The organism is Pseudoalteromonas sp. SCSIO 43201 (genome assembly GCF_023716725.1).
Taxonomy (GTDB): domain Bacteria; phylum Pseudomonadota; class Gammaproteobacteria; order Enterobacterales; family Alteromonadaceae; genus Pseudoalteromonas; species Pseudoalteromonas peptidolytica.
In genome coordinates, this window is sequence record NZ_CP072683.1 from 2711727 (window position 1) to 2726606 (window position 14880).

13 protein-coding genes are annotated in these 14880 nt (G+C 41.0%); 6 read left to right on the forward strand and 7 right to left on the reverse strand.

Annotated features, from left to right (window positions below; genetic code table 11):
- Positions 1–89: 89 nt before the first annotated feature.
- The 3 genes from radD to pyrC form a co-directional block, all read right to left on the reverse strand.
- A complete protein-coding gene (gene radD, locus J8Z24_RS11690; protein WP_252094724.1) occupies positions 90–1856 on the reverse strand; it encodes a DNA repair helicase RadD in 1767 nt (588 codons plus the stop codon).
- A gap of 78 nt (positions 1857–1934) precedes the next feature.
- Positions 1935–2243 carry an H-NS histone family protein gene (locus tag J8Z24_RS11695; RefSeq protein WP_125252343.1) on the reverse strand — a complete coding sequence of 103 codons (309 nt, stop codon included), beginning with the start codon at positions 2241–2243 and terminating at the stop codon, positions 1935–1937.
- Between the two features lie 167 nt (positions 2244–2410).
- The gene (gene pyrC / locus J8Z24_RS11700) at positions 2411–3448 is read right to left on the reverse strand and encodes a dihydroorotase (protein ID WP_147389662.1); all 1038 of its coding nucleotides are present in this window, start codon (positions 3446–3448) and stop codon (positions 2411–2413) included.
- A 191-nt stretch (positions 3449–3639) separates the two neighbouring features.
- Here pyrC and J8Z24_RS11705 point away from each other — a divergent pair, with 191 nt between their 5' ends.
- The 4 genes from J8Z24_RS11705 (at position 3640) to J8Z24_RS11720 (ending at position 8650) form a co-directional block, all read left to right on the forward strand.
- Positions 3640–6018: an EAL domain-containing protein gene (locus J8Z24_RS11705; RefSeq protein ID WP_176032880.1), complete on the forward strand. Its 2379-nt coding sequence runs from the start codon at positions 3640–3642 to the stop codon at positions 6016–6018.
- Positions 6019–6302: 284 nt separating this feature from the next.
- Entirely contained in the window at positions 6303–7190 is an 888-nt protein-coding gene (locus J8Z24_RS11710) for a LysR substrate-binding domain-containing protein (protein WP_125252346.1), read from the forward strand.
- Between the two features lie 181 nt (positions 7191–7371).
- The gene (locus J8Z24_RS11715) at positions 7372–8136 is read left to right on the forward strand and encodes a YdcF family protein (protein WP_147389658.1); all 765 of its coding nucleotides are present in this window, start codon (positions 7372–7374) and stop codon (positions 8134–8136) included.
- 145 nt (positions 8137–8281) lie between these two features.
- On the forward strand, positions 8282–8650 hold the full coding sequence (locus J8Z24_RS11720; RefSeq protein WP_125252348.1) for a hypothetical protein: 369 nt from the start codon (positions 8282–8284) through the stop codon (positions 8648–8650).
- Positions 8651–8787: 137 nt separating this feature from the next.
- On the opposite strand, the gene J8Z24_RS11725 is transcribed toward J8Z24_RS11720, so the two are convergent.
- Positions 8788–10413: a methyl-accepting chemotaxis protein gene (locus tag J8Z24_RS11725; protein WP_176032879.1), complete on the reverse strand. Its 1626-nt coding sequence runs from the start codon at positions 10411–10413 to the stop codon at positions 8788–8790.
- 267 nt (positions 10414–10680) lie between these two features.
- Positions 10681–12288, reverse strand: a complete 1608-nt coding sequence (locus tag J8Z24_RS11730; protein ID WP_252094725.1) for a diacylglycerol kinase family protein — start codon at positions 12286–12288, stop codon at positions 10681–10683.
- A 361-nt stretch (positions 12289–12649) separates the two neighbouring features.
- Here J8Z24_RS11730 and J8Z24_RS11735 point away from each other — a divergent pair, with 361 nt between their 5' ends.
- Entirely contained in the window at positions 12650–12889 is a 240-nt protein-coding gene (locus tag J8Z24_RS11735) for a hypothetical protein (protein WP_088530084.1), read from the forward strand.
- Positions 12890–12980: 91 nt separating this feature from the next.
- On the forward strand, positions 12981–13562 hold the full coding sequence (gene smrA, locus J8Z24_RS11740) for a DNA endonuclease SmrA (RefSeq protein ID WP_147389652.1): 582 nt from the start codon (positions 12981–12983) through the stop codon (positions 13560–13562).
- A gap of 63 nt (positions 13563–13625) precedes the next feature.
- Here smrA and J8Z24_RS21845 read toward each other — a convergent pair whose 3' ends face one another.
- Together J8Z24_RS21845 and J8Z24_RS11745 are read right to left on the reverse strand one after the other, a co-directional pair.
- A complete protein-coding gene (locus J8Z24_RS21845; protein ID WP_263972618.1) occupies positions 13626–13757 on the reverse strand; it encodes a hypothetical protein in 132 nt (43 codons plus the stop codon).
- 101 nt (positions 13758–13858) lie between these two features.
- Positions 13859–14785: a 2-hydroxyacid dehydrogenase gene (locus J8Z24_RS11745; protein ID WP_128730067.1), complete on the reverse strand. Its 927-nt coding sequence runs from the start codon at positions 14783–14785 to the stop codon at positions 13859–13861.
- Positions 14786–14880: the final 95 nt, after the last annotated feature.

Here is a 14880-nt window from a genome sequence, read left to right on the forward strand (position 1 = left end):
GCCAAGGTGCCTACATCGATATAGCCTGAATAACCAAGCACACCTAAAGGTTTTAACAACATTTAATAGGTGTGCTGATACCTAGACGACTAACTTTTATCTGCTTTTCTAAAACTTCCTTGATAATCAAATAACTTTTCGGAAACCTGCCAACCAAACTTTTTATGTAATTTGGCGATAACAAAATCTGGCGCGATGAGATCTGTCGTCGTTACCTGTGCAGCAGATAGCCACTTTGCAGGCACAGGTGTTGACTTTCTTCGTTTTGCAAAAAGCTGGTGGAACACAAATACACTTTTTTGATTAGAAAAATCATACACCTCACTACAGCTGGCACCATCTTCATCAAAGTAAGTAACTTTTAACTTATTTTCGCTAAACACTTCCCCACTTAAGCCGCTACACCTTAACACCATCGCATGTTTTAAATTTAGGGCAGCACGGAGCTTATCATCTGGGTCAGCCATTACCCCGCCACACTGATGACATTGCCTTGCCGCAATATCGTTTTCAGCACCACATGCGTCACATTCTTTGAATTTGAAGCGAAAGTCACATTGTTGTGAATCCCCATCAATATCCTCCAACAGCCCCTGGCAGCGTCGCCCAAAATGCTCTATCACTTTGCCCTGCTCATCCACTTTCCCCCAAAATATGTTTGCAAAGCCACAGCCTGGGCAAAGTACCTGTACCGGTTCATTGTCATTACTCGGCTTTTTGCTGCCAACCTCTGGCGAAAATAAGTCGAAATCATTTCCCGCATAATCTAAAACCAGACAATCCACTTTATTGTCATCCAGCCTAAGTCCTCTGCCTACAATTTGCTGATACAGGCTTACTGATTCTGTTGGGCGTAAAATTGCGATAACGTCTACGTGGGGAGCATCAAATCCAGTAGTCAATACCGACACATTAACTAGGTATTTAATTTCTTTATTTTTAAATTTCTTGATTAACAGATCACGCTCTGTAGATTTGGTTTCACCGGTAATTAGCGCACTACACTGCTCCGGTAAGTAACCTAACACTTCCTTTGCGTGCATGACGGTGGCTGCGAAAATCATTACCCCTTGTCGCTGTGTACTCAAACCTATCAAGTGCTCAATAATACTTTTTGTCGCACGAGTCTGAGCATTTAATAATGTATTCATATCTGATGCTGAATAGCGCCCAAATGAATCTGTACTTAAACTGGAAAAGTCATAGTTTTCTACCGCAGGATCTATTTGGTTTGGTGGGGTTAGGTAGTTGTTTTTGATCATATACCTAAGCGGTAACTCATAAATACAATGTTTAAATGGTGAATTAGCTTCACCTCTCACGAAACCATGATAATGTTTTTGGTATATCCACCCCATGCCCAACCGATAAGGCGTTGCAGTGAGGCCTAGTATTTTTAAGTTTGGATTTAGTGTCCGTACTTGCTGCAGGATTTGCTGATACTGGCTGTTATCCTCGCCGCTTACTCGATGACATTCATCAATAATAACGAGGGAATAGAATTGATCGAGCTGAGAGACATTTCTCGATAAAGATTGCACACTGGCAAACGTGACTTGATGCTGTAACGACTTTTCTTTTAAGCCAGCGGAAAAAATACTCGCCTGTAAACCATAACTTTTATATTTTTGTGCATTTTGTTCAACTAACTCTTTAACATGAGTTAATACCAGTATTTTATGTTTAGCAAGCTTTGCTAATTCTGCAATAACTAAACTTTTTCCAGCTCCTGTCGGTAATACTATGACAGCAGAATCATTACTTTTACGAAAGTGAACCAAGGTATTTGTTACGGCTTCTTTCTGATAAGGTCTTAATACGTAAATAAGCGCCTCAAATATAACTAATTGATCCAAAAAAGGCGTATCTATTGAGATACGCCTTTCATGTAGGCTTTATCAGTGCAATATCTAACTACACCAATAATCGGCTATTTATTCGATTAGATAATCATCTAAGTTAACACCTTGGAATACCTTAGGTGTTTTACCGCGACCCGTCCACTCTGTTACCTCACCGTCAATGATTATACGGTATTTAGGTTTTACTTTTGAGCGACGATCAGCTGCGCCTTCACCTACTAAATCATCAAGCGTAAGTCCTTTTTCTTTCAACATTGCCATTACTTCAGCTTTGGCTTGTTGTTGTTCCTTTTGCTCATCCAGCGCTTTTTGAATATACTCCAATGCTTTTTCTAAATCACTCGGACTTGCAGTTTTTACAAAAGACTTGATCTCACGCATTGACACTCTCTCATTTAAGCTAGTTTTAATATTAATATTGAATACTATATTAAAATTTTAAAAAAACAAATTCTATTCTATATACCTAAAGATTTTAACAAAAAAAAGCGCCATAATAGCGCTTTTGTATGTGATTTAAGAAATTTTAATTACATTTTGTTTAAAACTCAATCTACTTTCCAGTCAATTGTCCCACCTGCTTTAATAGGAACTACTGAGCCTGTGCCGAGTGTGTAAGAGTCAGGCACCACCCATGGTGATTTTGTTAACGTAATCGTATCTTGATTTCGTGGCAAATTATAAAAGTCAGGGCCAAAGTGACTTGCAAAGCCTTCAAGCTTGTCAAGTGCTCCCGCTTCTTCAAACGCTTCAGCGTAAAGTTCAATAGCGGCATGCGCCGTATATGCACCAGCACAACCACATGCGGCTTCTTTTTTGTCTTTTGCATGAGGCGCGGAGTCAGTGCCTAGGAAAAACTTTTTACTGCCACTCGTTGCAGCTGTAATCAAAGCCTGCTGGTGAGTATTACGTTTTAAGATTGGCAGACAATAGTAGTGAGGGCGAATACCACCAGCTAGCATGTGATTACGATTATATAGTAAATGATGGGCTGTAATTGTAGCGGCAACATTGTCCGGTGCATTGGTAACAAAATCAACAGCATCTTTTGTGGTGATATGCTCCAACACAATCTTTAAAGACGGGAAGTTGTCTACTACCTTAGAGAGCTTAGTTTCAAGAAACACTTTTTCTCGGTCGAAAATATCGATTGAAGAGTCTGTCACTTCCCCATGCACTAGCAGCAACATACCAACTTCTTGCATAGCTTCAAGTGCAGGATATACATTTTCAATATCCGTGACACCCGAATCTGAATTAGTCGTCGCACCGGCTGGATACAATTTAGCCGCAACAATGTGACCAGTTGCCTTTGCTTTTTTGATTTCCTCTGGCGTCGTATTGTCTGTAAGATAAAGCACCATTAAAGGTTCAAAATTACCTTGCGGATTAGCACCCATGATCCGCTCGCGATATGCCAAAGCACTGTCGGTACATGTTGCTGGGGGCACTAAGTTAGGCATAATAATCGCTCGCCCCATGTAGCGACTAATGTCTCTTACGGTATCAACCAATACGTCACCATCTCGCAGGTGAACATGCCAATCATCCGGTCTTGTGATTGTTAGCGTTTGTTTGCTGCTCATTGCTCTCTTCCACTACTGAATTTGCCCGATCATAGGCCGCGATTTGGTGTTAGTAAAGTTTTTAAGACGAAGCTTAGTTTATTTCAACTCAGAGGTATGGCTCTCTGTAGCGCAATAAAACAAACACTTCAGTATTGGTAAATAAGTGCAAATTACGTTAACGTAATCATAGTCATTTATGAGAAATATGTATGCTATCTGAAAACCAAAAACTAGAATCAAAAACAGAGCAGCTTAGCATCATCAACCAGTTTTCCTCGTCACTGCTGCACCTGACCAAGCTCGATGAATTATTTGAATACGTTACAACACAAGTCGTTAGTAAACTTGGCTTTGTTGATTGTGTGATTTATCTTGCAGACCCTTATCAAGAATACCTTGAAGTAGCTGCAAGCATGGGCGTGTCGGAAAATAATAACGACTATCGAGTGGCACAAACTAGGATAAAAATAGGCTCAGGTATTACCGGCCAAGTGGCAATGACAAGAACGCCCTTTATTTCTGGAGATGTCGCTTCTCACCCTATGTACATCGCAGATCTTCGCCCAGCTCTGTCAGAATTATGTGTACCGTTGGAATATGAAGACCACTTGATTGGTGTAATTGATTGCGAGCACCCTGAAGCGGATTATTTTACTGCTGCACACTTACAGATTTTATCAACCGTCGCGCATTTATTAAGTGCAAAAATACATCAACTTAGAACACTGGAAAATCTACAATCCACCATTGCTCAATTACATCAGGCTCAGAATTTAGAAAAGTCTTTGTTGAAAATCGCTAACATCACTTATCGCTTCGAGAATTTAGAAGCTTTTTATGATGATCTATATATGATCATTGCATCCCAACTAAGTGCGGAAAACTTTTTTATTGGTTTATACGATACCCAAGAGGACGTGCTAGAAATCGTTTACTTGGTTGAAGGTGCAGAAAAATGCAATGCGCACCAGCGAGTGTCAAAAGATCAAATAAAACATAGCGCATCTTATTTTATATTAAAAAATCAGCGACCACTTTTATGCGACCATCTCCAGTTTAACACGCACATAAAACGGGGATATTTTAAGATGATTGGCCGCTCGCCCCGCTCTTGGCTGGGTGTGCCATTTATTGTTAATAGCCAGTATCAAGGTGTAATCGTCCTACAGAGTTATGACAATGACCACGCCTTCGTCAACCACGACCTTTCTATTTTGACTTATATAAGCCGTCAAGTCAGCATGGCAATTGACCGGCAATTATCAAGGCAAGCACTTGAACACCGCGCGCTACATGACGACTTAACAAGTCTGGCGAATCGATACCTGCTATTAGAGCGGATAAAACATGCTATTTTAAGACTCGCTCGAGGCTCATCTTCTCACATGCACTGCCTTATTTATCTAGATTTAGATAGGTTTAAAAGTATCAATGATTCGCTTGGGCATGATGTTGGTGATCACTTCTTAATTGCGATTGTGGAAAAAGTTGGTACTTGTATTCGTAAAACAGATACATTTGCTCGCCTTGGTGGCGATGAATTTGCAATTTTTTTAGAAAATGTGTCGGATAAAAAGCAAGTGAGTGTCCTCCTTGATAGGATCACCAAAGCAATTACCAAGCCCCTACATATCGACGGTCATGTGCTACAGGCATCAGCAAGTATAGGTGTTGCCTTTACCGACAAAGACTCTGATAGCGCAATCAACCTATTGCAGCAAGCTGATGCAGCTATGTATGAGGCTAAGTCCTCAGGACGAGGACAAGTGTGTTATTTTAATAACGCGATGCGTAAACGCCTGAAACAACAAGCAGATATAGAAAATGATCTCCAGCATGGCATTAAAAATAACGAATTTGCTTTGTACTACCAACCGATATTTTCACTCAACACCGGAGCGATTGTTGGTTTCGAGGCATTAGTCCGATGGTTTCACCCAAAAAATGGCCTTGTTTCTCCTGATACCTTTATTCAAATAGCAGAGCAAACCGGGCAAATCATCGAGCTGGACTTGCACCTTCTAACCCTAGCTGCAGCACAATTAAAGCGCTGGAAAGATCAAGGTCAACCGCCGATACGAGTTACCGTCAATGTCTCTTCTCGGCATTTTGCCAGCCTAGAGTTTGTAGATACAATCAGAGAGCTTTATCAACGTTATGAGCTGCATTCTGGCTCACTATGTTTGGAGATCACAGAGTCAGGGCTTATCGCTAATTTAGCGCTAGCGACAAAAATAATCCATGGACTGGCTTCCCTTGGCGTCAAGCTTTATCTAGATGACTTTGGTACCGGATATTCAGCACTTGGTTATTTACATCAATTACCTATACACGTGCTAAAAATAGATAAAAGCTTTATTGATCAGCTCACTGAAAAAGAAAACCCACTCGTAGATGCAATTTTAAAGCTTGCTCAATCACTCAATTTAACTGTGGTTGCTGAGGGCATAGAGCAGCAGACACAATGGCAGTTATTGAAACAAAAAGGCTGTCAGTTTGGCCAAGGGTTTATTGTTTCTCAACCGCTGCCAGCAGATCAAGCGATGGCTTTTGTTTTTAGCTACTCTGAAAACATAGGCAAAATTTAAAAACAACCAGCTCGTTCATCTTTAAGCCAAACCTTTGATTAACGTACCAAAGGTTTGGAGAAAATTTGACTTTCATTATATGAATAAAACTAAACTATAATTTTTTGCAATTTTTTTACAGAATTGGTGACAACGCTGTCATTTTTAGTGTTATAGTGGATTTGTGAATTTTTGAACAATTCACCATAGGTATTTAGACGTCTAGACATTGATAATAAATAAATAGAATCGTAATATTGAGTAAAGCTGAGATTTACTCACTTCAAATATGAGAACTGTTGATAATGATTGATATAAAGCACCTAAAAACTATCTCCACCTTGAAAGAAACTGGTTCTCTTGTGAATACAGCACGAGAGCTTTTCCTGACTCAATCTGCTTTATCTCATCAGATCAAAGATCTCGAGAGCAAACTTGACTGTCAACTATTCGAGCGAAAGACCCAACCGGTGCGATTTACACCTCAAGGTATGTTGTTGCTAGAACTTGCAAATGAGGTATTGCCAAAAGTTGAAGCTACTAAATGCCGTCTAAAAGAAAGCCTGAATCAACCGATTTCACAGCTAAGGCTCAGCGTCGAATGCCATGCTTGTTTTCACTGGCTATTGCCCACGATAAAAGAGTTCAATACGTTTTGGCCTGATATTAAAGTGGATTACGAGCGTGGATTTAGCTACGACGCAATTCCAGATCTCATGGATGATGAACTTGATTTGGTACTTACCTCTGATATTCGTGAACCAGAAAAACTAGAGTATGCGCATTTATTCGACTTTAAGTTAAAGTTAATTGTCGCACCAGATCATGAGCTTGCCAAAAAAGCCTATGTGACCGCGCTAGATTTAAAAGATGAAACTATCATCTCTTATCCCATACCTCGTGAAAGGCAAGACATTTTTAAGCACTTTATTCAAAACGCTCGCTTTGACGGTACACTCAAAAACGTAGATCAAGGACTACTTATTTTTCAGCTTGTCAGTGCTGGAATGGGAGTTGCCGCGTTACCTGATTGGTTGGTAACGCCATACGAAAGTCAGGGGCTAATTAAGTCAATTCCACTTGGTGCGCTTGGACTGAGCCGCCCAATGTATTTGGCCATGAAAAAAAGCATGAAAGACAATCCTGTATATCGGCACTTTTTGAACACATGCAGAAAAACAACCGCACGATAAATAGTTGCGCGCTCGTTTGCTTTTTTGCTCTGTCATAGCGGTCGAAAGTCTCGTAGCCGTAGCTGGGCGTTTTTAAATAGGCGCAGAAGCGACGGCTGTAAATATGATGTGATTGATTTCTAGAACCCTCTTCTCATGCTAGCATACCCTTAAGTTACACATGCTAGCACAAGGATTTTCCATGTTTGAAGTGAAAAAGGTTCTCGGTCAACTACTCATGCCATTACCTTTGTCTTTAATTCTGTTGATGGGCTTATTGCTGTTTGTCGCAAAAACTCGAAAAGCACCATACATTTTTTGTTGGCTGAGCTTACTGTCTATTTGGAGTTTATCTACTCCTTATGTAGCACAGAAAATTATCGAGACAGATGCTCAAATGCTCACCGCGCTTGACCCAAGAAAACATCAAAGTATCGACAAAATTGTCGTGCTGGGTTGCGATTTATATCCAAATCAATCATTACCTAGTAATGCACAACTTGGCGGTTGTAGCCTTGCTCGCTTAGTTGAAGGTGTGCGTTTAGCGAATCTCTACCCTAGTGCACACCTATTTGTTTCAGGGTATGGCTATGGTCATGCCACTAGCGCAGGGTTAATGGCCAAGACAGCTCAAAGCCTAGGTATTGAAACTTCGAGGATAAAACAGAACCCAAATCCAAAAGACACCGCCGACGAAGCCAAAATGCTCGCACCTATGTTAATTGATTACAATGTAGCACTTGTCACCTCAGCTACACATATGCAACGAGCGATGGATCTTTTCAACGCTCAAGGGGTTGAGACCATCCCTGCACCGACAGAATTTTATAATTTTGCTCAGCATCCATGGAGTCGACAGTTTATCGCCAACCATACCGCACTCGAAGTCGTAACTAGAGTTTGGCATGAACAGGTTGGCAAAGTATGGATAGCTATTCGACGCACGATTGACCCAGAAGCACTCTAAATGACGAAAAAGGCAACAAAACAAGGCTAAATCCCGATAAATTGGCGCTGAAAAACGTAAAAAATTGAAAATTCACGCAAATATGGGTATAAATAGAGTTTAATCTTAACCCGCGTATCCGCGTACAACACGACTAGGATCTACGATGAGTAAACTAGATAAAACTGAAGTACTAAGCGCTTTCGAAGCTGCGTACGAAGCTGCACATGGCAAAAAGCCTGAAATCACTGCGAAACCAGGTTGGTATAGCATCGATGGCGGCAAAAACATGCGCCTTGCAGAGGTAGCGGCATTAACCGAAGAGCTAACTTCAGGGTCAGCTGTAGCAAGTGAGACGACGCAGGCGCCTGCTAAAAAAGCGAAAACGACTAAAAAGGCCCCTAAAGCAGCTGTAAAATCAGTAAGCTTTGCTGTCGTTAAAGAAAACGAAGAAGGCTTTAAAGCGGAAGAACAGTGGATTGCAGAGCTTGCTGCAAAAGACCATGACTGCCGCCTACCTCGTGGTGTTGTGTAACTGGTTTGCACATATCATGAATAAAAAAACCTCGCTCTGTCGAGGTTTTTTTATGTCTGTAACAGTAATATAGATTTACTCTTTCAAATTGAGCAAATATTAAGTCTAATTGGTATAAGTATTAAGACTAATCGGAATTACACCTTAAAAACGGAAACTTGCTTATTAAGGCGCTCCGATAAAGCCTGAAGATGGTTGCTGACATCAGCATTACTTTTTGCACTGTTGGTAATTTCAGAAATGCTACTGCTGAAATCGTTAATATTCTCACTAATTTCGGCAACCACCGTGGTCTGCTCTTCTGTAGCAGTCGAAACCTGAATATTCATACCAACAATTTCATCTACCGCTTGATTAATCTCTGCCATGAGTTTTGCTGACTCATTGGCTCGATTGACTCCTGATGCAGCACTACTTTGTGCTCCTTCCATTGAAGATACTGCGTGTTGCGCTGTACCTTGCAGCTTTGAGATCATCTCTCTTATAGATTCAGTCGCTTTTTGAGTGTTATGTGCAAGCTGCCTCACTTCATCAGCCACCACAGCAAATCCACGGCCTGATTCACCTGCCCTAGCCGCTTCAATCGCTGCATTTAATGCCAGTAAATTGGTTTGTTCTGCGACGCCTTGGATCATTAATACCACTTGATTGATTTCGTTTGATTGATCATTCAGTGCCTTTATTAGTTGTGCATTGTCTCCAACTTCACCAGCAAGCTTTTCGATGGTTTGAATATTTTGTGAGATAACCCCAACACCTTGTTTTGCCAACTCTCCTGAGACTTCAGCTTTATTCGCCGTGTTCATTGCACTGTGTGCAACCTCTTGAATAGCACTGCTCATTTGAGTGGTCGCGGTTGCAATCATTACCGTTTGTTGTTCCTGCTGCTGCGATGTCCCTACCATAGATTGACTGATTGTGTTCAGTTCACAAGCCGTCTTGGACAAACTATTTACCATAGTGACTAAACTTTTAACTAAGTCATGTAAGCTGGAAATCATACTGTTAAAATCGCGCCCAATTTCACTCAATTCATCGTTTCCTTCAACAATGACCCTCTGAGTCAAATCGGCATCTCTGGCAATGTTGCCTATGCGCATCCGTAGCCGCGTAAGTGGCTTATTAATGGATTTAAAAATCAGCATTCCTATCGTTAACATCATAACAATAATGGCAACGGAGGAGATGAGCATAGCGGCCTTTGTGGCATCCGCTTCAGCACGTCCCATACTACGTAAACTATCTGCTTCTGTGAGCTGTAGTTCAATTAACGCATTATAGCTTTCACTTAATGGATCAAACGCTGCGTACAAGTCATGGATAAATACATCATAGGGGATTGAGTTAAAGGTGTTTGCTCTGACCCTGGCGATGTAATCGTCGAGTAATCTCTCAACCACTTGCTCTGCCTTTTCAGACGCACTAACTAAATCTCGCTCCTGCTTTGTTAATCCTGTTTGAAGGTAGTTTTTCCATTCACCCTGCGCCGTATTTTTAGCTGCTTCTATTTGTTCAAGCGCGGCGCGGTCAGACAGTTGTTGGCCCCTTAACTTATGAAAGGTATCCACAATCACGACCGCGTAATTATCAGAAACCACTTTTATCTGCTTTAATGGCACAACTCTATCGTCATATATGCGGTCAATGTAACTGGTTAGGTTTGAAAGGGTAGCGATTGTAAAAATGGTGGCAAATATAAAAAATATAGCGGGAATGCCTGAAAGCGACAACAACCTGCTTTTAACTGAAAACCTATTTAACATCGACATTTTCTTATTGGGCAATACTAAGTTTTAGTATTACCCAATACTTTATTATTTCAAGAAAGAATGTAATTTAAACAATGTAGAATTGATTAAGGTCATTACACAGTGTTTTGATCAATTCTAATGAACACTTTTCTGAAAGAGTTTTTATATTCTATTGATGACTGGCATTACTAGCTAAATGCAGCCTTTCTAGAGTGTAATATTTCATATATCCACGGGCTGGTTGAGTCCCTTTTAACAAAAATTCACGTTTCTAGCTGCCTAAGGCACTGCCACGTCTAGCGCATGCTTCTGGATCTTAATCTCAATGTCTTTTGCACTTAATATTTCGCCATCGAGTGCATAATGCTGATCCGTCGCAAATGCAATATTTATTTTTTCACACTGAGCTGTGCGTATATTAGATGATGCGTCATCTAATTTTGGAAGAATAAGCTCAGCAACAGTTAAATTCTGAGCGCCTGAGGGCTCAGCAGGTAAAATAGTAACATCTAACAGACCATCATCGTAAATAGGCTCGCCATGATCCTGAGCGAGTATTGTCGTTTTTGGCGCGGCATTAGCAATGACTAAACTAACACACTTCATCGTAAAGTGCTCACCACCATCAAAACTCACTTGACATTCAAAGGGTTTATTTTCGCTGACGGCTTGCCACAAACCACGAATGTACGCCAGTTGACCCGAGTGATTCTTTTCCTCGCGGCTTGCTCTTTCGATCATTTCCTGACCAAAACCAACTGCAGCAACTAATAGGGCGGCTCTGCCATTACAGTGCATGATATCAATCGCTTTGGTTTTGCCCGCTAAAATGGCTTCACACGATTGATTAACAGGGTCAAGCTTTGACATCGGACCAAGTAACACGGTTGCCAAAGAATTTGCGGTGCCAAGTGGTAGAATGCCAAACAAGGTGTCTTGTTGATATATACCATGAGCGACACTGGCTAATGTTCCATCTCCACCGCCTGCAATAACAATGTGGGGTTGAACCTGTGACACCAAATGTTGGGCAAGCACTGAAACATCAGTGTCTTTTTCTGTAAGACTAATCGACAGGCGATATTTTTCAGTCAGCATGCCAACTATCTCATTTTCGTATTCAGACCATTTTCCTGAGCCCGATACAGGGTTAACAATTAACACTGCACTTAACTCATGAGAGAAGTTTTTGTTTTGATGGAGCTTTGTCAGCCCCCTTAGTTGCTGCTTGTTTAATCGCGCAGTTTCCCGTTGGTTTTGAATTTTTTCTAAAGCTTCACGAACACTATATTGTGGGTTGGTCAACAACAAATATGCCGTACAAAAAAACACTGAGCGGCCACGACCAAGCGCACAATGCACCACAACTTTACGATTGAGTTTATGTTGCGCCTCTATCCATGCCATTGCGTGAGCTAATTGCTCTGGTGTTGGTACTTGATGATCGAGCACAGGAATATTTAAGTAGTGTAACCCTTGTTGCTCTGCCGACCAGTTTAAGCCGTCGAATTCGGCTGTTACATCTAAAATTGCTTCTATACCCTCCGCTTTGAGCATATCCACATCACTTGGGAAAAGTCGACAAGCAACAAAAAGATCTTCTGTTAGCGGTTGAAATGTATCTACAACATCCCTGCCGCGCTCTATTGCATTATACAAGTGCACAAAACCAAGATAAGGCCAGAAAAGCCAAGTGACATACCATGGAATAGTTCCTGTTCCATGCTTTCTAAATATATGTGGATAGTTCGTCGCATAAGCAAAAGTGACTAACGACACTGACACAGTAAACCAAGCTAATGGTAGCATTAGCCATGATCCCAAACTGTATATTGTCAGCGCAGCCAGTACGCAGCTAGCTAACAAATAGTACTTGAGCATTTTCATTGCCTTTCCTTAATTATTTTTTATAGCGCTCAGCTTGTTCTGATCACGCTTCAGGGTTCTGTAATACACTCTCGTAATTAAACCTTAGTATATATATTCATATATTAATCCACGCTGATAAAAAGTTTTTTCCATTACAATCATAGCCATAGAAGCAAATCCACACGTTATCCTTGCTCAGCCACTTACACCTAATAATACTTTCAGCACGACTTATGCAAAATTGTGTACATAACTATTCAGCAGACATTAATCCATAAAAATTTCTAATGCGATAATTATAAAATTTATCAGTTGAATGAAGCATTATTGATCACCATAATGGCGATCCTTTAGACATATTTGGAGAACCAAACAGACAATGGCAAACGAGCTCGACTGGCTACTTAACTTAGTATTACTGACTTTAGGTTTTGGCGCCTTTTTTATTAACCATAAAACGCTACTAAGAGTAGCTGCTGTGTGCGCATGTGGCGTACTTTTTATCTCGTTTAGCCTTGATCTGATGAACACTAGTGTGATTTCTAACCTTAGCCTGATTCTGATAAATACATTTTATCTTTTTAAAGTCTATACTTTCGGTCAACTAGAAGTTCACTAGTTCCTAGCGACTAGTTCCCAGCGACTAGTTCCATAATTTAATTTGGTGCGCTAAAATCATGGCTATCATTGCTTGTTAATGGAGAAGCAGTATGGCCATGACTGATGAAGAGCTATTTTTGGCATCCATGGGCGACGTAACTCCGCTCGCCCAAGATAAAAAAGCACAACTGCGCCGTATCAAAAACGAACCTACCATTTCACAACTCGCAAAACGAAAGGCAGCAGAGCAAGAACTTGAGTTCGATCCCAACTACCTCTCTACAGAATATGTTGATCTTCTCGACCCTCATGACCTGCTCGCATTCAAAAAAAGTGGGGTACAGGATGGGGTTTATAAAAATCTTAGATTAGGTAAGTACCAAATTGATGCGACTTTAGATCTACATGGCAAGCCATTTCATGAGGCTCGCCAAGCTTTATTTAATTTCGTTACTGACTGTCATACGAAAAGCATTCGAGTGTTATTGATAAGACACGGGATCGGTTTAAACAGCAAGCCATTTCCAGCCGTGTTAAAGAGCTACACCAGCAAATGGCTGCAAGAAATTCCACAAGTGCTGGCCTTTCATTCTGCTTTAAAATGTCACGGCGGCAGTGGTTCTACTTATGTACTACTCAGAAAGAGCGACGAAAAGAAACAAGAAAACAGAGAGCGTCACGCCAAGCGCTAAAGCCCAAATAGCCGAAGTGCTTCGGCTATTTGCCTCTGAGACAGATGCTGTTCCTCATCTCTGTCATTTTCCCAAGGTAACAGTCTCTCTTTGAAGCTCACTGGCACCTGCTTGATTAAACCACGCAGATACCCCTAACAAAATAACCGAAACGACGACTATTGATAGTTTCGCGCCACCTTGACTTTGCTTCATGGACTAGACCTTTTTATTATTGTTTTTTTGTTAAATTAATGCATCATTCATAAACTCTCAAGATGTTTTTTTATACAGTATTATCCGTGCCTTCAAGCTCTCTAGTAGCCCTTTTTCTTTTGCACTATGTGCATTAACTCCCTACCCTCTGTCATCGCAAGATAGTTATTTGCAATTTGCAGTGCAGCTGTAGATAAACTTGTTAATGCAGCAACGTGAGGAGTCACGGTAATGTTAGGATGTGACCAAAAAGCATGCCCTGTTGGCAAAGGCTCTGTTTCAAATACGTCTAAAACAGCTCCACCAAAAGTCTCTTGAGTGATAGCTGTAAGTAAATCCGCCTCATTTAAGTGCAGACCTCGAGCAACGTTAATTAGTACGCAATGAGCAGGAGAGGCAGCAAAAACTTTGGCATTGAGGATACCTTTTGTTTGTTCCGTAAGTGGCAATAAACAGACGAGATAATCTAAGTCCTGTAAAAATGCGCCAAGCTCAGCGTCACCGCAAAAATGTATTATCCCTTCAAGGCTTTTCACCGAGTTCGACCACCCCTTTACGGTAAATCGATTAGCATTCAGTTTATCAGCCACAGCTAAGCCAAGCTGACCCATTCCCATAATACCTACCGTTCTGCCTGACTTGGCTCTACGGGGCTTCCACGCTTGTTGAGCCTGTTGCTTAAGATACATATTGATACCGAGCTTGTGACTCAAAATGTGACCAAGCACATATTCGGCCATATCATCAGCTAGGTTTGGATCAACAATACGTGCAACCTCTACGTGCGGTGGTAATAGTTGTACCGGAATACTATCAATGCCTGCACCATAGGAATGCACCACTTTTAGATTAGGCAGCTGCGACCATAATGCCTCAGGCGCATTCCATGCCAACACAAACTCAACCTTCGCTAGTAAGCTTGCATCATCAACAGGCCATTGGAGTATCGTTTGTTTTGGCAAAAGCTCGCTCAGTTTAGCGATTAATTTGTCATTGTTGCGTCCAGTAACACAGATAAGTAAAGCCATATGATTCCTTTTTGTTATTACACACTATCACTGCAAAGTAAATGACATACCAATGCAACATGCTTGTCATTAATAGTTTTTACTCTTGCAAAAAA